Source organism: Halomonas sp. RT37, from assembly GCF_040070525.1.
Lineage (GTDB): Bacteria > Pseudomonadota > Gammaproteobacteria > Pseudomonadales > Halomonadaceae > Halomonas > Halomonas litopenaei.
This window is the reverse complement of the sequence record NZ_CP098827.1, coordinates 803,563-821,207: the sequence shown is the minus strand read 5'-3', so window position 1 is coordinate 821,207 and position 17,645 is coordinate 803,563. Positions and strand designations below refer to the sequence as shown.

The following is a 17,645-nucleotide window of genomic DNA, read 5'->3' as shown; positions in this document are numbered from 1 at the left end:
GTACCAAATGAGGCGGCATTATGGCAGAAAAAGCCCGCTCTCGCCCTCCTGGCCTCTCTCCATCAGAGCCGGGCGTGGGAGGGTCAGGAGGAACGCTCGTCGTCGTCCTTGGTGGTCCCGCCCTGGCTGGTTCCGCCCTGGCTGATGGTGTTCTGCCAGAAACGCATGTTTTCCTCGGCCAGCTCGCGCATCAGCTCCATCGGCGAATGCCGCATGGCCTGCTGCCACTGATCCTGCATCTTCTTCTGCTGCTCCATCATCAACCGGGTGCCCTGCTCCAGGTAGCGCGCCAGGGGCAGCGGCTGAGACATGGCGTACACCCGAATCAGCTGTTGCAGCAGGTCATTGGAGAACACCTCGGCGTCGCTGTCGGCCTGCTCCTGCTCGATGATGATCGACAGCAGAATGGTACGCGTCAGGTCCTCGCCACTCTTGGCATCTTCCACACGGAAAGGCACTTCCTCGAGAATCAGGCTTCGTAGATCCTCGAGCGTTACATAGCGGCTCTGTTCGGTATCATAGAGCCGGCGATTGGCATACTTGCGAATCACGCGCACGGCGCTGCTCCTTTGTTCGTGGGAAGCCCAGGGACTGCAGCTGCAGATCCTCGGCTTCGTTCGCATCCATTTTGCACCGCGACACGGCCCTTGCAAGACAAACCGGTACTCGAGGCTCCATGAATCTGATACTTCTCACCCGGAACGACGTCGATGACGCCGGGTTGGCACGGGTCCGCGACCCCCGGCGCCTGGCCCACCTGCGCCAGGTCCACCGCGCCCGCCAGGGCGACGTGATGACCCTGGGACTGGAGAACGGCCCGCTGGGCCGCGGTCAGCTCGTGTCGCTGACGGACGATGAGGCCTGCTTCGACGTTTCCGGGCTCGATCAGGCTCCGCCCGCGGCGCTGCCGGTGCACCTGGTGCTGGCGCTGCCTCGCCCACGCATGCTGGCAAGAAGCATAGAGCATGCCACCGCGCTGGGGGTGAAGCGCATCACGTTGCTGCATAGCCGCAGGGTGGAGAAGAGCTACTGGCAGTCCCCCGAACTCGATCCCGCCAAGATCCACCAGCACCTGGTGCTTGGCCTGGAGCAGGCCCGCGATACTGCGCTGCCGGTGGTGGACACGGCGCGGGGCTTTCGGCCCTTCGTCGAGGACCGTCTGCCGTCCCTGCTGGAGGGACGGCGGGGCCTGTTGGCGCACCCCGGGATGGCGACTGCCTGCCCTCGAGGCCTGACCGAGCCTGTGACCCTGCTGGTCGGCCCCGAGGGCGGCTTCATCGAATGGGAGGTGGAACAGATGCTGGCGGCAGGCTGCGAGGGCATCCACCTGGGCGAGCGCATCCTGCGGGTGGAAACCGCGGTGACCGCGCTACTGTCCAGGCTCTTCTAGGCCAACCCTGTAGACCACACCAGCGGTGCCATCGACGTATCAGCTCTCGCTGTCCTCGTCATCGGCACCGTCATCCTTGTTGGTGCCGTACTCGCCCTCTCCCTCATGCTCGATGACCGGAGAGTTCTCGTCGCAACTCGGCTCGATCATGAAGGTCTCGCGCACGTCCAGCAGCCCGAGCTCACCGATGGTACGGCGCCCCAGCAGCATCGGGTAGTTCATCTCTTCCCGGTTGCGCAGGCTGAACTGCTCCTCGTGGATGGTGTCCCCCATGCACACCTCCATCAACACCACCAGGCGCTCGTCGCGACCGCCGGCCCCGCGCACCGTCATGTCGCGATAGAGCGGGCGTTCGAGCTGCTTCTTGAAGGTCTCGCCGGTCTCCTCGTCCTCGAGCTCGAGGGCGAAACGCACCCAGGGCTCGCCTTCCTTGTCGAAGCGCTCGATATCCCGGGCATCCAGCGAAGACGTCAGCGCCCCGCTGTCCAGCTTTGCCTTCACTTCGACGTCCCAGGGCTCCAGGGTCGCCATCTCGACCCAGCCAAAGACGTCAGGGCCGTCATCGGCCAGGGCGCCGCCGGCCGGCGCCATGCACAGGGGAAGCGCCGCCAGCGCCATCCGTCGGGCGGGGCCCGACAGCCATCGATTCCAGAGAGTCATCGTGCCATTTCCATGTGGAGGGCGTCCCGCCGGACGCCGATACGTCAGGCCCCTGAGTCAGGGGCCGCCTTGATGTTTTCAGGGCTGATTGATCGCTCAGTGGCTCAGGCGTTCGAGCAGGTTGAGCGTGGCGAAGCCGTCGGGCACCAGACCCTGGTCGCGCTGCCAGGCGCGCAACCCTGCCCGGGTATTGGGACCCATGATGCCGTCCGGGGTTCCCACCTCGTAGCCAAGCGCCTGAAGCCGCGACTGCAGCGTCTTCACCTGAGTACGAGAGAGCGGTTGCTCGTCACGAGGCCAGCCACCCTCGATGCCGGCGCGCCCGGCGATACGGTCGCTCAGCGAGGCCACCGCCAGGGCGTAGCTGGTGGCGTTGTTGTAGCGCAGAATGGCGCGGAAGTTCGGTCCCACCAGGAAAGCAGGACCACGCGCGCCGGCAGGAGTGATCACCGACGCCTCATCGAAGGCCGGCAGATCGCCACCGCCCAGCGGGCTCACACCCAGGCCGGCCCAGGCCGAGGCGCTCTTGCGGGTATCGAGCTCGGTCTGGGCGTAGTCGAACCCGGACGGCAGTTGCACCTCGACACCCCAGGGCTCGCCCTGACGCCAACCGGCACGATCCAGATAGTTGGCAGTCGACGCCATGACGTCGGGGATACTCGCCCAGATATCACGGCGACCGTCGCCGTCTCCGTCCTTGGCGTAGGCCACGAAACTGGAAGGAATGAACTGGGTGTGGCCCATCGCCCCCGCCCAGGAGCCCTTCATGCGCTGCGGTGTGATATCGCCGGCGTCGATGATCTCGAGCGCTGCCATCAGTTCACCGCGTGCAAAGTCTCGGCGCCGACCGTCATAGGCCAGGGTCGCCAGTGCCTCCAGGGTCGAGAAGTCACCGAAGTTCTGGCCGTAGTTGCTCTCGATACCCCAGATGGCGGTAAGGACCTCGGCGGGCACACCGTAGTCGGCCTCGGCGCGGTCGGCCGCAGCGCGATTGGCGGCGAGCTTGTCACGCCCCTGGGTCACCCTGGCGTTGGAGACCGCGGTATCCAGGTATTGCCAGATCGGGCGCACGAACTCCGGCTGGGAGCCGTCGAGTTCGATCACCCGGGGACGGTAGCGCAGGCCATCCAGCGCGCGCGCCAGGGTCGCTTCGCTGATGCCTTCTGCACGCGCCTGATCACGAAAGCCGGCCAGCCACTGATCGAAGCTCTGGGGCTCGGCTGTAGCGGCGGCAGGGGCGGCCTGCCCAGACGCTTCGCCACTGGCGCTGGCGGTGACGCTTGCACCAGCACTGGCATTGGTACCGGCCGCGGCATCGCCGGAGGGGGCGGCGGAGGTACTCTGGCAACCGGCCAGGGTCACCACGAGAAGGGCGGGGAACAATCGGGTCAGCATGATGAAGCAATCCTTGGCGATCAATATGCGGGCATGATGACCCAGGACCCGCTGTCATACCAGCCAGTCAGGCCGCCAGAGCATCGCAAGATGTGGCACCACTACCACCAAGGTGAGAGCCACCCGCAGGGGCAAGAGACCTCATACGGTAGGTCGAACAACGTAGTGAACAGGGCATCGCTCGTTCTTCCCTACACCGGTGCCTCAATGCCCCAGTGCCTCAATGCCCCAGTGCCTCGTAGGAAGACGGCTGCAAGCTCACCTCCTTCCAGTGGCGGACATAGCGTTCATCGGGGTCGTAGCGCCGGCTCTGTTCGTCGATATCGAAGATCCTGGGTTTGGCGTTGCGGCCCACTCCTGCGATGTACTTCCAGTTGCCCCAGTTGCTGGCGACGTCATGGTCGATCAGACAGCGTTCGAACCAGGCGGCGCCGTGGCGCCAGTCCTCCCCGAGATCGTGTACCAGGTAGCTGGCGACGAGCTGACGCGCTCGATTGGAGAGCCAGCCGCTGACCGACAACTCACGCATGGCTGCATCGATCAGCGGCTGCCCGGTAGCGCCCAGGCGCCAGCACTCGAATGCCTGCCCCGGCGATGATGGGGGATCGCCGAACAGCGCTTTGCCTTCCTGGCGTGCCGCCCAGTGGAAGTACTCGCGCCATAACAACTCGTGATAGAAGTGGCGAGATGATGCGTTGGCACCCCGCCGGTCTTCCCATTCTCTCAGTGCTTCGAGGACCTGGGTCGCCGACACACAGCCAAGCGCCAGCCAGGGCGATAGACGGGACGAAAAGCCAGCGCCGATCAAACCATTGCGCGTCTGCTGATAGGTCGCCAGCAAATCGGACTCCCACACGACGTCGTCGAGACGCTGCCAGGCGGGCGCTTCACCGCCGACAAAGGCAAGCCCGGCGCTGTCGGGTGCGTCGTTCAAGGCGTCCGCTTCGCGTGACAATCGCTGCAACGAGGGCAGTCCGCGCGGCGCTCGCTCCGGCCACGCCGGCTGCGTCGCCGGGGCCGGACGACTGTGGCTTCGAGGAGACGCCTCGCCGAGACGACGCCGGAAAGCCGACCAGCTTGCCGGTACCTCATCCAACGTCATCGGCAACGTCTGCGACGTCCACAGCGTGCCCGCACCACGACGCTCCAGTCGACACTGCCTTGGCAGGCAGCGTGCCAGACGCTCAAGCTGGTCGTCCCCGCCTGCTGCCTCGCTGGCCACCACCCGTGTCACCTGATACTGCTCGGCCAGCCGGGCGACCAGCGACACCGGCTCGTCCACCGCCACCAGCAGGTCGCTACCCTTCTTCAACAGCGTCCCACGCAACTCCTTGAGACACTGCCACAGAAAGAGCAGCCGACGAGCGCCGATACCGGCCACGCCGTCTGCCGATGTGCCATCAAGCAGCGCCTCGTCGATCACGAACACCACCAGGCGCTCGCTGACCGAGGGCGCGATGTCCAGCAAGGGGTTGTCGGCCAGCCGCAGTTCCCCACGCAACCACACCAGCTCTGTTTCCATGTCACGCTCCCGACAGGCCTGAGGATTCGCGGCACGCGCCCCGTGGGCACAGATCGTGCGCTACCGACGGAGGCATTGCCCTACTGCATAGCGATAATATATAGGCCTTGTACACTACATGTACAATTTTTAGAGCGCCTACGGCTATCACGTTGAATCCGCACGGGGCAGCGGTCCGTCCATCTTTCGGGTAAAGTGGGTCGGCGCTTCAGGGTGAGCTGATCAACACCCCTGGCGGTAGGCCAAGGCATTGTGAGGGCTCGTGTTTTCAGACCATCGCGGCGCTCACCACGTTCAAGGACAGGCAGGATGACCGACAGATGACTTTGCTATGGATTCCCTTGCTCCCCCTTCTCGGTGTGCTGGTCCCCGCATTGACCGGATCTAGAGGCCGCCCTCTTTGCACCCTCGCCACGGCGGTCCTTCCCGCCATTGCCCTGGCCATGACCCTGGCCCAGCTACCCGCCCTGGGTGCCGGCGATATCCCTCGGGTCTCCCTGAGCTGGGTGCCCCAACTGGGGCTGGACCTGGCCTTTCGCCTCGATGGCCTGTCACTGCTGTTCAATGTGCTGATCCTGGGCATCGGCCTGCTGATCATCCTGTACGCCCATTATTATCTGGACGCCAGCGAGAACTACGCCCGCTTTTACGCCTACCTGATCCTGTTCATGGCCTCCATGGTGGGCATCGCCATGGCCGACAACCTGCTGGTGCTGTGGTTCTTCTGGGAGTTGACCAGCCTGTCATCCTTCCTGCTGATCGGTTTCTGGTCACACCGCTCGGAGGCGCGCAAGGGCGCGCGCATGGCGATGACGGTCACCGGCGCCGGTGGCCTCGCCCTGCTGGCGGGCTTTCTGCTGCTGGGCGATATCGTCGGCAGTCTCGACATGCAGGTGGTGCTGGAAAGCGGCGAGACGATCCTGGCCGACCCGCGCTACCCGCTGATGCTGGTCCTGGTGCTGCTCGGCGCCTTCGCCAAGTCCGCCCAGTTCCCGTTCCACTTCTGGCTTCCCCATGCCATGGCGGCACCGACTCCGGTGTCTGCGTACCTGCACTCCGCCACCATGGTCAAGGCGGGGATCTTCCTGATGGCGCGCCTGCATCCCGCCATCGCCGGCAGCGAGCTGTGGTCGGCCATCGTGACCGTGATCGGTATCGTCACCATGGTGTATGCCGCCTGGTTTGCTCTGATCAAGGCGGATCTCAAGGGTATCCTGGCGTTCTCCACCGTCAGCCATCTGGGCCTGATCACCGTACTGCTGGGCATCGGCAGTCCCATGGCGGTGCTGGCGGCGCTGTTTCATATCCTCAACCACGCCACCTTCAAGGCCGCACTGTTCATGTGTTCGGGGATCATCGACCATGAGGCCGGCACCCGCGACCTGGCCCGGCTGGGCAAACTGGCCAAGGCGATGCCGGTCACCTGCGTGGTGATGAGCATCACCGGCGCCGCCATGGCGGGCGTGCCGCTGTTCAATGGCTTCATCTCCAAGGAAATGTTCTTCACCGAGGCCCTCGAGACCCACGCCTTCGGCGGCCTCAGCCTGGTGCTGCCGGTACTGGCCACCATTGGCGGCGTGCTGTCCGTGGCCTATTCCGCGCGGCTGGTTCACGCGGTGTTCTTCTCCCCTCCGCGCCACGCGCCGCCCAAGACGCCGCACGAGCCGCCCCATCTGATGCGAGCTCCGGCGGAGCTGTTGGCGGTGCTGTGTATCCTGGTCGGCCTGTTCCCGGCGCTGATGGCCACCTGGCTGATGGCGCCTGCGGTCGAGGCGGTGCTGCTCGAGCCGCTGGAGTTCCACCTGGCCCTGTGGCACGGCTTCAACCTGCCGCTGGCGATGAGCGCCGTGGCCCTGGTCGCCGGCGTCATCACCTATATCCTGCATCGCAAGATTCGCCAGTTCGTGCGGGACTTCCCGCCGCGTGATGCCAGCCGTATCTTCGAGGGTGTCATCCAGTGCATCGGCGATCGCGCCGAGCGCATCACCGAATGCGTCGACAACGCCTCGCTGCAGCGCTTCATGACCCTGCTGCTGACCGCCTCCCTGGTGGTCGGCGCCATCGGTCTGGCCCAGATGGATACCCTGACCGGGGCCAAGGGCAACCAACCGGTGGACAGCGTGCTGCTAGTCGGCGCCCTGCTGCTGGTGTTCACCGGCATTGGCACCGCCATTACCCATCGCCATCGTCTGATCTCGCTGCTGATGCTGTCGGTGGTGGGCCTGCTGGTATCACTGACCTTTGCCCGCTTCTCGGCACCGGACCTGGCGTTGACCCAGCTATCGGTCGAGGTGGTCACCATGATCCTGCTGATGCTGGCGCTGTTCTTCCTGCCCCAGAAGACCCCTCGGGAATCCACCCCGGCGCGGGCGCTGCGCGACCTGGTGCTGTGTACCGGACTGGGCGGAGTGATCGCCGGACTCAACTACACCGTGTTGACCCGCGACACCGAAAGCATCTCGGACTTCTTCCTCGACAACAGCGTGCCCGGCGGCGGCGGCCACAATGTGGTCAATGTCATCCTGGTCGACTTCCGTGGCTTCGACACCCTGGGCGAGATCACGGTGCTGGCGATCGCCGGTCTCGCCATCTTCAAGCTGCTCAACCGTCTGCGCCTGTTCATGCCTCACAGCGACAGCGAGGGACGCATCTGGGCACCGGACCGCTACCCGATGATTCTGACCACCATCTCCCAGACGGTACTGCCGCTGGCACTGCTGGTGTCGGTGTTCATCTTCCTGCGCGGCCACAACCAGCCCGGTGGCGGCTTTATCGCCGGCCTGATCACCGCGGTGGGATTGATCCTGGTGTACATGGCCCGGGGCGTTGCCTGGACCCAGAAGCGTCTCGACTTCCCCTACCAGCCGGTGGCGATCCTCGGCGTCGGTGTCGCCGCCCTGACTGGCTTCGGCAGCTGGCTGTTCGGCGCACCCTTCCTGACCTCGTCCTTCGGCCATTTCCATATCCCGCTGATCGGCGATATCGAACTGGCCACCGCGATGCTGTTCGATCTCGGTGTCTATCTGGCGGTGGTCGGTGCGACCCTGATGATCCTGGCCAACCTGGGCAAGGTGACCACCCCCCACCGTCCGGCCAAGGAAGACCATGACGCGACGGAACGCGGCCTGCACCGCACCGACGACCCCACCCCCGACGGCAAGGAGACCGTGTGACATGGAAATGCTCTATGCCATAACGACCGGCGTGCTCGCCGCCAGTGGCCTGTATCTGATGCTGCGCGGCCGAACCTTCCCAGTGGTGGTCGGTCTGACGCTTCTCTCCTACGCCACCAACCTCTTTCTGTTCTCCATGGGCGGACTGACCACCGGTGGTTCCGCCATCATCGACGGCAAGAGCGACTACAGCGATCCGCTGCCCCAGGCGCTGGTGCTGACCGCCATCGTCATTGGCTTCGCCATGACCGCCTTCGCGGTGATCCTGGCGATGCGTGCACGGGGCGACATGGGCAATGACCACGTGGACGGGCGCAAGGCCGAGGACAAGGAGGAGCGACGCTGATGTCCCACCTGATCGTGATGCCCATCGTGCTGCCGCTGGCAGCAGCGGTGGCGCTGCTGCTGACCCGATTCGGCAATGCCACGCTCAAGCGTGGTCTCGGCCTTGCCACCACCCTGGCGCTGCTGGTGATCAGCGTGATGCTGCTGCGCCAGGCGGCCAGCGGCGAGATCCAGTACTACGCCCTGGGCAACTGGCAGCCGCCCTTCGGCATCATCATGGTGCTGGACCGGCTATCGGCGCTGATGCTGTTCGTGACCTCGATGCTGGCGGTTGGTGCGGTGCTGTTCGCCTGCGGCGGCGACGACGAGAAGGGCAGCAACTTCCACGGCCTGTTCCAGCTGCAGCTGATGGGAATCAACGGCGCCTTCCTGACCGGCGACCTGTTCAACCTGTTCGTGTTCTTCGAGGTGCTGCTGCTGGCCTCCTACGCCCTGCTGGTCCACGGTGGTGGCAAGGCGCGCATCCAGTCGGCGGTGCACTACGCCGTGCTCAACCTGGCCGGATCGGCGCTGTTCCTGTTCGCCGTGGGGCTGCTGTACGGGGCTACCGGCACCCTCAACATGGCGGACATGGCCCAGGCGGTGAGTCAGCTGCCGGGAGAGCGTCAGGGCATGGTCGTCGCCGGCGCTCTGCTGCTGCTGGTGGTATTTGGCCTCAAGGCGGCGGTACTGCCACTGTATTTCTGGCTCCCGCGGGCCTACGCCAGCGCGCCGCCGCCGGTGGCCGCCCTGTTTGCGGTGATGACCAAGATCGGCGTCTACGCCATCCTGCGGGTCTACTGGCTGGTCTTCGGCGACCAGGCAGGCCCCCTGGAGGCGCTTGAGCAGAGCTGGGTGTGGTGGCTGTCGCTCGGCACCCTGGCGATTGCCGGTGTCGGCGTGCTGGCCGCCCGCGACCTGCGTCTGCTGGTGGCCTATCTGGTGCTGGTATCGGTGGGCACCCTGCTCGCCGGCGTCGGCATGCGCTCCCCCGAGGCGGTATCGGGCCTCCTGTTCTATCTGGTGCACACCACCCTGGTCACCGGCGGGCTGTTCCTGCTGGCGGACATGATCGGCGTCCAACGTGGCAAGGCCGGTACCCGCCTGGTGCGCGGCCGGATACCGCGCAACGCCACGGCGCTGGGCCTGATGTTCCTGATCGGGTCCATGGCGGTGGCGGGCCTGCCTCCGCTGTCCGGGGCGCTGGGCAAGGTCATGCTGATGAACGCCGGCGACAGCGCCCAACGTCTATGGTTCTGGCCTCTGCTGCTGGCCACCGGCCTGTGCGCCATTGTGGCGCTGTCGCGGGCAGGGTCCACCCTGTTCTGGCGCAGCCAGGCCAGCGATGACGGCGATTCGCTGTCCCCCTGGCAGTGGGCGGGCACCGGCTGGCTGCTGGCATCGTCGCCGTTGCTGGTGATCCTGGCCGGCCCCCTGGCCGGCTACACCGAGGCCACCGCAGAACAGTTGAGCGACCCGCAACCGATGATTCAGGCCGTTCTGATCGATCAGGGAGACGCCCAATGAACCGACGCACTCGCTCACTACTGCCGACACCGCTGCTCAGCCTGCTGCTGCTGGTCGTGTGGCTGTTGCTGGTCAACACGGTCTCGGTCGGTCACCTGCTGCTTGGCGGCTTTCTGGCCGTGCTCATCCCCTGGCTGACCTACCCCTTCTGGGACATGCAGCCCGGTGTAAAGAAGCCCTGGAAACTGCTGCGCTTCTTCTTCCGGGTGATCGGTGACATCGTGGTGGCCAACATGCAGGTGGCCTGGATCATCATCAATCCCTGGCGCCGCACTCGGCCCCACTTCGTCGAGTATCCGCTGATGCTCGAGGAGCGATTCACCATCACCCTGCTGGCCAGCACCATCACCCTGACCCCAGGGACGGTGTCGGCCAACCTGCGCATGGACGGCAAGACGCTGCTGATCCACGCTCTGGACGTGCGTGACGAACAGACCCTGATCCGCACCATCCGCGAACGCTACGAGCAGCCGCTGAAGGAGATCTTCGAATGCTAGACACCGCCTTGACCATCAGTTTGGCGCTGGTCTGCCTGGCGCTGCTGCTGAACCTGTTTCGCCTGACCGTGGGCCCGGACATGCCCGACAGGATCCTGGCGCTGGATACCATGTACGTGAACTCCATCGCCCTGATCATCCTGATGGGAGTGTGGCTCAACTCCAAGACCTACTTCGAAGCCGCGCTGCTGATCGCGCTGCTCGGCTTCATCAGCACCATTGCCGTCTGCAAGTATCTGCTGCGCGGCGATATCATCGAGTAACTTCGGGAGAATTCCATGTTCTACGTCATTCTCGAGGGGCTGATCTCGGTGCTGCTGATCGCCGGCGGGCTGTTTGCCTTCATCGGCTCGCTGGGCATGGCCCACCTGCGGGACTTCTACATGCGCCTGCACGGCCCGACCAAGGCCACCACCCTGGGCATGGGCTGCATCCTGTCCGGCTCCATGGTGTACTTCAGCGCCACCCAGGAAGGCACCCACCTACAGGAGATGCTGATCACCCTGTTCCTGTTCATCACCGCCCCGGTAAGCGCCCACATGCTGGCCAAGACTGGCCTGCACCAGCGCCTCAAGTATCTGGACAAGACCCGCGGCAAGCCGCTCGAATTCCGTGAGGAAGAGGTTGGGGATAAGCCGGTGCCCCACCCCGACCGAGACTAAAAGCCTAGCTTCATGCAAGCTGGATACGAAACGGGCAGCCCATGGGCTGCCCGTTCTGTGTCTGGCTATCGTGGCGCGAAAGGCCGAGCGATCAGATCCAGCCGCCCAGTTCGCGCTTGACGATATCGGCCAGCACCGCGATATGGTCGTCGCGATCGTTGAGACACGGAATGTAGATGAAGTGCTCGCCGCCGGCCTCCATGAAGGCGTCGCGGATCTCTTCCTCGATCTCTTCCAGGGTCTCCACGCAGTCGGCGCTGAAGGCGGGGGACAGTACGGCGATACTCTTGTGTCCCTGACGCGCCAGCTCCGCCACCTTGTCGACGGTGGCGGGGCCCACCCATTCTTCAGGCCCGAACTTGGACTGGAAGGCGGTGACCACTTCGTCCTCGGCGTGCCCCAGCCGTTCGCGCAGCAGCCGAGTGGTCTTCCTGCACTGACAGTAGTAGGGGTCGCCTTCCTCCAGAAAGCGCTTGGGTACGCCGTGATAGGACGCCACCACCACCGAAGGCTGGTGCGTCTCGTTCTCCAGGCGTTCGCTGACCGAGGCGGCCAGGGCCTCGATGTAGCCCGGCTCGTCGAAGTAGGCCGGCACCGTTCGCACCGATGGCTGCCACTTGCGCTTCATCAGCTGACGGAAGAACTGATCGCAGGCGGTGGCGGTGGTGGGCGAGCCGTACTGGGGATACAGCGGGAAGAACAGGATACGCCGACATCCCTTCTCCTCCAGCTCCTTGAGCGCCTTGTCGGTGGAAGGATTGCCGTAGCGCATGCCGAAGCTGACCTCGATCGAGTCCCCCAGCTCAGCGCGCAGCCGCGTCGACAGCTTCTCGCTCTGGCTTCTGGTGATGGTCAGCAATGGACTCTCGTCCTTGTCGGTGTTCCAGATGCTGCGATAGGCCGCCCCGGAAGCAAATGGCCGGCGACTCAGGATGATCAACTGCAGCAGTGGCTGCCAGAGCCATCGCGGATAGTCGACCACTCGCTGGTCCGACAGAAATTCGCTGAGATAGCGGCGCATGGACCAGTAGTCGGTATCGTCCGGCGTACCCAGGTTGGCGACCAGCACGCCGATCTTTTCACGTGCGACGGCGGGGTGGTCGACCGGCGCCTGCTCCGGGCGATGGGCCTCCACCACTGAGGGGGGAACGGACTGATCCATGAAGGTGACTTCCTCTTGGTAGCGAATGCACAAAGCCTATCACCGGTGGGTATCAGGCTCGAATGAAGTGTTACTATGAAGAGGATTTGTACAATTTTTGGTGAATCCATGTCCAGATCCTTGATCCTGATCACCGGCGACCAGTTGAGCCTGGACCTAGGACTCTTGCAGACCGCTGGCGACAACGACGTCGTCGCGCTGTGCGAGGTCGCCGAGGAAGGCCGCTACGTGCCGCATCACCCTCAGAAGATCGCCATGATGCTGTCGGCCATGCGCCACTTCGCTGCCACTCTTCGCGACAAGGGCTATCGTGTCCACTACAGCGCCCTCGATGATCCGGACAACGCCCATGGCCTGCTGGCGGAGGCGGAACGCCTCGCGCAAGCCTACGACTGTTCGCGGATTGTCACCACAAGGCCCGGCGAATGGCGGCTGCTGGATGCCATGGAGCGCCGCCAGGGCGGGATACCCTGGCAATGGGTCGAGGACGACCGCTTCTACTGCACGCCTGGTGAATTCGGCGACTGGTTGTCCCATCGCCGGCAGCCTCGCATGGAGGGCTTCTATCGACTGATGCGTCGCCGCACCGGCCTGCTGATGGAGGGCGATGAACCCATGGGCGGCCAGTGGAACTTCGACAAGGACAACCGACGACCCCTGCCCCAGCACTACACGCTGCCCAAGCCTCCCCGCCACACCGTCGACGACATGACCCGTGAGGTGCTGACACTGGTGGAGGAACACTTCGATGAACACTTCGGTCGTCTGGATGGCTTCCACTGGCCGGTCACCCGACGCCAGGCGCTGGTCGATCTCAGACACTTCATCGATCACCTGCTGCCGAGCTTCGGTGACGTCCAGGACGCCATCAGCGACAGCGATCCCTTTCTCTTCCACTCGCGCCTGTCCGCTCCCATGAACCTTGGCCTGCTCAGCCCGAGAGAAGTCTGCGAGGCCGCCGAAACCGCTTATCTCGAGGGGCATGCACCGATCAATGCGGTGGAAGGTTTTATCCGCCAGATCCTCGGCTGGCGAGAGTACGTCAGGGGCATCTACTGGACCCGTATGCCGGACTACAAGAGCTATAACGCCTTGCAGGCCCGCAGGGGTCTACCCCACTTCTACTGGAGCGGTGACACCGACATGCGCTGTCTATCCCGCGCGATTGGCATGACCCGGGACAACGCCTACGCGCACCATATCCAGCGTCTGATGGTGACCGGCAACTTTGCTCTGCTGTGCGACGTCAGCCCCGAGGCCCTGTGCGACTGGTACCTGGCGGTCTACGCCGACGCCTGCGAATGGGTCGAATTGCCCAATACGCTTGGCATGGTGTTGCACGCCGACGGTGGACTGATGGGCTCGAAGCCCTACTGTGCGTCAGGCAAGTACATCGATCGGATGTCTGACCATTGCCGCCACTGTCGCTATGACGTGAAAAAGACCCTGGGCGAAGACGCCTGTCCCTTCAACAGCCTCTACTGGGACTTTCTCGAACGTCACGCCGACACCCTGGCGAGCAATCCTCGCATGAAGCTGATCTATGGCTCGCTGCGCCGCATGAGCGATGACAAGCGCAGCGCCATGCGCCGCCAGGCCACGTCCTTTCTCGACAACCTGGCATGCGAACCGAGCTACGGTCAGGGTCCCCACCGCGACGGCTATCGACCTCAGGGAGCGAATCCATGAATCGGTTCGAGACACTCGCCACACCGCTTGCGCTGTTTCATGATGGTCAGTGCCCACTATGCCGCAAGGAGATCGCCTGGCTGAGGCGGCATCCGCGCAGCCGGCTGATCCACTTTATCGATATCCGCGACGACGATTTTTGCGCCGAGGCCTGGGGCCAGCGCTTCGATGACATGCTGGGCAAGCTGCACCTGCGCGACGCCACAGGTCGCTGGTTCATCGGCATGGATGCCACTCGCGCATTGTACGCGACGCTGGGTCATCGCCGTTGGGTGCAGCTAAGCAGCGTACCCGGTTTGCGTGGACTGCTGGACATCGGCTATCTGGGCTTCGCCCGACTGCGCCCCTGGCTAACAGGGACTCAAAGGAAGCGATAAGGCAGGTCGACACCGCCAAGGGCCCTGGCAGCTTGCGCCAGGGACTTGTTCGGTGAACGTGGGTACATCAGTGGCAAGGCAGAGACGGCGAGACTGCCGTCGAGAGGGTTCCAGCACCAGGGTGGTGTGGAACGATGTCACTCAAAACACCAGGGGCATACGTGAGGCCAGCGGTTCGGCATAGTGGGCCTCGCGACCGATCACCTCGTCGTGGGCCACGTGCTGGACCAGGTAGGCGCGGTGGATACCGGCACGCTTGAGCTCCAGGTAGACGTCGTCCAGCGAGCGGAACAACACCGGCTTGCCGCGGCGGCAGAGCATCTTGCGGGCACCTTCCACGTCTTCCAGTTCGACCTGGTAAAAACGGCTGCCGGCATGGCCGATCACGCGAATCTCGAAGTTGTCGTGGCGGCCGACAAAGGCCTTGAGATCATTAATTTCCATCGTATCTTTCGCCTCTTTTCATCCTGTCGCGACGGGGGTCCTGTGGCCCCCGCCCTCCTTATGTGACGACACTACGGCGACGAGCGTGCCGATGATATTTCGGCAGACCATGACGCTCGTTTCATTTCCCTGTGCCGCGCATGTGACTCTCTGATCATGGCACAGCCTGGGCCCTTCGGGTGACATTCCCGTGACGGTGTGAAGAATTTCTCTGATCTGGATACATATTGGCCGTTTCGCGCGCACAGCGGGTTAAACGACCTCCATGATCGCGGCGGAGAAAAGGGGGTCTTCAGCGGCAGGCAGCGCCTTTGCGGGAGGAAGTGGAGAGCTTGAAGGAGGGAAAACGAAGGCCCGCGACACGAATGCTCGCGGGCGACGGATCCGGCGGTGAGACTACTGGTAGTCGGAGGGATCGATGGCCTTGCCGAGGGAGTTGCGGTCGACCCAATTGCCGGCCTTGGTCTCCTTGTAGCGAAACACCACCTTGTCGCCGATCTGCACCGGCAGCTCGGAGTCTTCTGTCTGGTAGCTGTAGTCCACGCCGTCCACTACCAGGTGATAGCGATACAGATCGGGCATGCCGAGCCATTCCTTGAACGGGCCTTCCCGTTCCACCGAGGTCAATTCGCCACGGGCTTCCAGCTTGGGCGCGCGACGGCGATTGCCGCGTCGAAATCCGCCTGCCATGTCAGGTCTCCTTCACTGTGTCTGTCGAAATCGCAAGGGGCGGCATTATACGAGCCCGTCGGTCAGGCTCAAGCACGTTTATTCGCCGAAGGTATCACCGTAGCTGTCCGGCGCCAGATCCTCGAAGCGGGTGTACTTGCCGATAAAGGCCATGTGCACCGTCCCGATGGGACCATTACGTTGCTTGCCGATGATGAATTCGGCGAGCCCCTTGTTGTCGGGATTATCCGGGTTGTAGACCTCATCACGATAGACGAAACCGATCAGGTCGGCGTCCTGCTCGATGGCCCCGGATTCACGCAGGTCCGACATCACCGGACGCTTGTTGGGGCGCTGCTCCAGCGAGCGGTTGAGCTGCGACAGCGCAATCACCGGGCAGCCGAACTCCTTGGCAAGCCCCTTGAGCGAGCGCGAGATCTCCGAAATCTCGCCGGTACGGTTGTCACCGAACCCCGGCACCTGCATCAACTGCAGGTAGTCGATCATGATCATCGCCAGGTTGCCATGCTCGCGCACCACGCGACGCACCCGTGAGCGCATCTCGTTGGGCGACAGCGCAGCGGTGTCATCGATGAACAGTTGCTTGTCCTTGAGCAGGTTGACCGCCGAGGTCAACCTCGGCCAGTCCTCGTCCTCGAGCTGACCGGAGCGCACTCGGGTCTGGTCGATACGCCCGAGTGACGACAGCATGCGCAGCATGATCGAGTCCGCCGGCATCTCCATGGAGAACACCATCACCGGCTTGTCGCTGGACACCACCGCGTGCTCCACCAGGTTCATGGCGAAGGTGGTCTTGCCCATGGACGGGCGGCCGGCGACGATCACCAGGTCGGAGGGCTGCAGCCCGGAGGTCATGTCATCGAGATCGCGAAAGCCGGTCGACAGGCCGGTCATCTCGCCTTTCATGTTGAACAGCTCGTCGATGCGATCGACGGCCTTGGTCAGCAGTTCGCTCATGCCGATGGGGCCGCCGGCCTTGGGGCGATCCTCGCTGATCTGGAACACCAGCCGCTCGGCCTCGTTGACCAGCTCATCGGCAGGACGCCCATTGGGGCTGAAGGCGCCGTCGGCGATCTGGTTGGCCGCCTGGATCAGCTTTCTCAGGGTGGCGCGTTCGCGCACGATGTCGCCGTAGGCGCGGATATTGCTGGCCGAGGGAGTGTTGCGGGCCAGCTCCGCCAGGTAGGCGAGCCCGCCCACGGTGTCGAGCTGGTCGCGCCCCTCCAGGGCCTCGGACAGGGTCACCACGTCCAGCGGACGGCTCGACTCGGCCAGCGCCACCATGGCGTTGAACACCAGGCGATGCTCGTAGCGATAGAAGTCGTCGGCCACCAGCCGGTCGGCGATATTGTCCCAGGCCTGATTGTCGAGCATCAGGCCACCCAGCACCGACTGCTCGGCCTCCACCGAGTGCGGCGGAACCTTCAGCGCCGCGGCTTCACGATCGATGGTCTGGACGTCACTCATGCGCTTGTCTCTTCGCTGTTGTTCACGGCGCCATGCCACTGGATCCAGGCTGTGTCCGAAAAGTCGACGAGCGCAGCCACTCTCCAGACAAGCCTTAGTCTACCCGAAGCCGGGTCCGTCGCACGATCACCCGTGCGGGCGATCGCGAGCCACAAAAAAGGGCGCGGGATGTGACTCCCGCGCCCTTGCCACTGCCGTGGGAGACGACCTTACTCGGCCACCACCACCACGCGCACGGTGGCGTCGACGTCGGCATGCAGGTGCAGCACGATGTCGTATTCGCCGGTCTGGCGGATCGGGCCTTCCGGCATGCGGACTTCGCTCTTGGCGACGTCGATACCGGCGCTGGAGATCGCCTCGGCCAGGTCACGCGGACCGATGGAACCGAACAGCTTGCCTTCGTCGCCAGACTTGGCGACCAGAGACAGCTCGATGTCGTTGAGCTGCTCGGCGCGAGCTTCGGCTTCGGCCTTGCGCTCGGCGGCCTGAGCTTCGAGCTCGGCACGCTGGGCTTCAAAGGCAGCGATGTTGTCCTTGGTGGCCGGCACGGCGAGACCGTAGGGCACCAGGTAGTTGCGGCCGTAACCAGGCTTGACGGTGACCTTGTCACCGAGACCGCCCAGCTTGCCAATGTTGTCGAGCAGAATGACTTCCATCTCGTAAACC

The 17,645-nt window shown here is 64.1% G+C and carries 18 protein-coding genes; 9 read left to right on the top strand and 9 right to left on the bottom strand.

The window, feature by feature from the left end; genetic code table 11:
- Positions 1-83: 83 nt before the first annotated feature.
- Positions 84-557, bottom strand: coding sequence for a polyhydroxyalkanoate synthesis repressor PhaR (gene phaR / locus NFG58_RS03765; RefSeq protein WP_045992122.1), 474 nt, complete (start codon positions 555-557; stop codon positions 84-86).
- Between the two features lie 119 nt (positions 558-676).
- On the opposite strand from phaR, the gene NFG58_RS03760 reads away from it, so the two are divergent.
- Positions 677-1,390, top strand: a complete 714-nt coding sequence (locus tag NFG58_RS03760) for a 16S rRNA (uracil(1498)-N(3))-methyltransferase (protein WP_045992123.1) — start codon at positions 677-679, stop codon at positions 1,388-1,390.
- A 39-nt stretch (positions 1,391-1,429) separates the two neighbouring features.
- On the opposite strand, the gene NFG58_RS03755 is transcribed toward NFG58_RS03760, so the two are convergent.
- From NFG58_RS03755 to NFG58_RS03745, 3 genes are all read right to left on the bottom strand, one after another.
- Complete coding sequence (locus NFG58_RS03755) at positions 1,430-1,981, bottom strand: RimK/LysX family protein (RefSeq protein WP_231498512.1); 552 nt, start codon at positions 1,979-1,981, stop codon at positions 1,430-1,432.
- 165 nt (positions 1,982-2,146) lie between these two features.
- The gene (locus tag NFG58_RS03750; protein WP_348827617.1) at positions 2,147-3,445 is read right to left on the bottom strand and encodes a lytic murein transglycosylase; all 1,299 of its coding nucleotides are present in this window, start codon (positions 3,443-3,445) and stop codon (positions 2,147-2,149) included.
- A 220-nt stretch (positions 3,446-3,665) separates the two neighbouring features.
- Complete coding sequence (locus NFG58_RS03745; protein ID WP_348827616.1) at positions 3,666-4,967, bottom strand: DASH family cryptochrome; 1,302 nt, start codon at positions 4,965-4,967, stop codon at positions 3,666-3,668.
- 320 nt (positions 4,968-5,287) lie between these two features.
- On the opposite strand from NFG58_RS03745, the gene NFG58_RS03740 reads away from it, so the two are divergent.
- Genes NFG58_RS03740 through NFG58_RS03715 form a run of 6 tightly spaced genes read left to right on the top strand, consistent with a single transcriptional unit; the run spans position 5,288 to position 11,150 of the window.
- Positions 5,288-8,140, top strand: a complete 2,853-nt coding sequence (locus NFG58_RS03740; RefSeq protein WP_213228097.1) for a monovalent cation/H+ antiporter subunit A — start codon at positions 5,288-5,290, stop codon at positions 8,138-8,140.
- 1 nt (position 8,141) lies between these two features.
- Positions 8,142-8,486, top strand: a complete 345-nt coding sequence (locus NFG58_RS03735; RefSeq protein ID WP_045992127.1) for a Na+/H+ antiporter subunit C — start codon at positions 8,142-8,144, stop codon at positions 8,484-8,486.
- Positions 8,483-9,991 carry a monovalent cation/H+ antiporter subunit D gene (locus NFG58_RS03730; protein ID WP_108448056.1) on the top strand — a complete coding sequence of 503 codons (1,509 nt, stop codon included), beginning with the start codon at positions 8,483-8,485 and terminating at the stop codon, positions 9,989-9,991. The genes NFG58_RS03735 and NFG58_RS03730 overlap by 4 nt, the downstream gene beginning before the upstream one ends.
- Positions 9,988-10,488: a Na+/H+ antiporter subunit E gene (locus tag NFG58_RS03725; protein ID WP_045992129.1), complete on the top strand. Its 501-nt coding sequence runs from the start codon at positions 9,988-9,990 to the stop codon at positions 10,486-10,488. The genes NFG58_RS03730 and NFG58_RS03725 overlap by 4 nt, the downstream gene beginning before the upstream one ends.
- A complete protein-coding gene (locus tag NFG58_RS03720; RefSeq protein WP_045992130.1) occupies positions 10,482-10,751 on the top strand; it encodes a K+/H+ antiporter subunit F in 270 nt (89 codons plus the stop codon). Before NFG58_RS03725 ends, NFG58_RS03720 begins: the two co-directional genes overlap by 7 nt.
- A gap of 15 nt (positions 10,752-10,766) precedes the next feature.
- The gene (locus NFG58_RS03715) at positions 10,767-11,150 is read left to right on the top strand and encodes a Na+/H+ antiporter subunit G (RefSeq protein WP_045992131.1); all 384 of its coding nucleotides are present in this window, start codon (positions 10,767-10,769) and stop codon (positions 11,148-11,150) included.
- A gap of 91 nt (positions 11,151-11,241) precedes the next feature.
- On the opposite strand, the gene hemH is transcribed toward NFG58_RS03715, so the two are convergent.
- Positions 11,242-12,312, bottom strand: coding sequence for a ferrochelatase (gene hemH, locus NFG58_RS03710; RefSeq protein WP_108448054.1), 1,071 nt, complete (start codon positions 12,310-12,312; stop codon positions 11,242-11,244).
- A 108-nt stretch (positions 12,313-12,420) separates the two neighbouring features.
- Here hemH and NFG58_RS03705 point away from each other — a divergent pair, with 108 nt between their 5' ends.
- On the top strand, positions 12,421-14,001 hold the full coding sequence (locus NFG58_RS03705; protein ID WP_348827615.1) for a cryptochrome/photolyase family protein: 1,581 nt from the start codon (positions 12,421-12,423) through the stop codon (positions 13,999-14,001).
- Positions 13,998-14,378: a DUF393 domain-containing protein gene (locus NFG58_RS03700; RefSeq protein WP_124802774.1), complete on the top strand. Its 381-nt coding sequence runs from the start codon at positions 13,998-14,000 to the stop codon at positions 14,376-14,378. Before NFG58_RS03705 ends, NFG58_RS03700 begins: the two co-directional genes overlap by 4 nt.
- A 141-nt stretch (positions 14,379-14,519) precedes the next feature.
- On the opposite strand, the gene NFG58_RS03695 is transcribed toward NFG58_RS03700, so the two are convergent.
- The 4 genes from NFG58_RS03695 to rplI form a co-directional block, all read right to left on the bottom strand.
- On the bottom strand, positions 14,520-14,822 hold the full coding sequence (locus NFG58_RS03695; protein ID WP_045992135.1) for a DUF6482 family protein: 303 nt from the start codon (positions 14,820-14,822) through the stop codon (positions 14,520-14,522).
- A 396-nt stretch (positions 14,823-15,218) separates the two neighbouring features.
- A complete protein-coding gene (locus tag NFG58_RS03690; protein WP_045992136.1) occupies positions 15,219-15,512 on the bottom strand; it encodes a hypothetical protein in 294 nt (97 codons plus the stop codon).
- A gap of 78 nt (positions 15,513-15,590) precedes the next feature.
- Positions 15,591-16,979 carry a replicative DNA helicase gene (gene dnaB / locus NFG58_RS03685; RefSeq protein ID WP_045992137.1) on the bottom strand — a complete coding sequence of 463 codons (1,389 nt, stop codon included), beginning with the start codon at positions 16,977-16,979 and terminating at the stop codon, positions 15,591-15,593.
- A 209-nt stretch (positions 16,980-17,188) separates the two neighbouring features.
- Entirely contained in the window at positions 17,189-17,635 is a 447-nt protein-coding gene (gene rplI / locus NFG58_RS03680) for a 50S ribosomal protein L9 (protein WP_045992138.1), read from the bottom strand.
- Positions 17,636-17,645 lie beyond the last annotated feature (10 nt).

Coding starts and splice junctions, on each gene's coding strand:
- NFG58_RS03760 (WP_045992123.1), top strand. CDS start 677: ATGAATCTGATACTTCTCACCCGGAACGACGTCGATGACGCCGGGTTG.
- NFG58_RS03755 (WP_231498512.1), bottom strand. CDS start 1,981: ATGGCGCCGGCCGGCGGCGCCCTGGCCGATGACGGCCCTGACGTCTTT.
- NFG58_RS03750 (WP_348827617.1), bottom strand. CDS start 3,445: ATGCTGACCCGATTGTTCCCCGCCCTTCTCGTGGTGACCCTGGCCGGT.
- NFG58_RS03745 (WP_348827616.1), bottom strand. CDS start 4,967: ATGGAAACAGAGCTGGTGTGGTTGCGTGGGGAACTGCGGCTGGCCGAC.
- NFG58_RS03740 (WP_213228097.1), top strand. CDS start 5,288: ATGACTTTGCTATGGATTCCCTTGCTCCCCCTTCTCGGTGTGCTGGTC.
- NFG58_RS03735 (WP_045992127.1), top strand. CDS start 8,142: ATGGAAATGCTCTATGCCATAACGACCGGCGTGCTCGCCGCCAGTGGC.
- NFG58_RS03725 (WP_045992129.1), top strand. CDS start 9,988: ATGAACCGACGCACTCGCTCACTACTGCCGACACCGCTGCTCAGCCTG.
- NFG58_RS03720 (WP_045992130.1), top strand. CDS start 10,482: ATGCTAGACACCGCCTTGACCATCAGTTTGGCGCTGGTCTGCCTGGCG.
- NFG58_RS03715 (WP_045992131.1), top strand. CDS start 10,767: ATGTTCTACGTCATTCTCGAGGGGCTGATCTCGGTGCTGCTGATCGCC.
- hemH (WP_108448054.1), bottom strand. CDS start 12,312: ATGGATCAGTCCGTTCCCCCCTCAGTGGTGGAGGCCCATCGCCCGGAG.
- NFG58_RS03705 (WP_348827615.1), top strand. CDS start 12,421: ATGTCCAGATCCTTGATCCTGATCACCGGCGACCAGTTGAGCCTGGAC.
- NFG58_RS03700 (WP_124802774.1), top strand. CDS start 13,998: ATGAATCGGTTCGAGACACTCGCCACACCGCTTGCGCTGTTTCATGAT.
- NFG58_RS03695 (WP_045992135.1), bottom strand. CDS start 14,822: ATGGAAATTAATGATCTCAAGGCCTTTGTCGGCCGCCACGACAACTTC.
- NFG58_RS03690 (WP_045992136.1), bottom strand. CDS start 15,512: ATGGCAGGCGGATTTCGACGCGGCAATCGCCGTCGCGCGCCCAAGCTG.
- dnaB (WP_045992137.1), bottom strand. CDS start 16,979: ATGAGTGACGTCCAGACCATCGATCGTGAAGCCGCGGCGCTGAAGGTT.
- rplI (WP_045992138.1), bottom strand. CDS start 17,635: ATGGAAGTCATTCTGCTCGACAACATTGGCAAGCTGGGCGGTCTCGGT.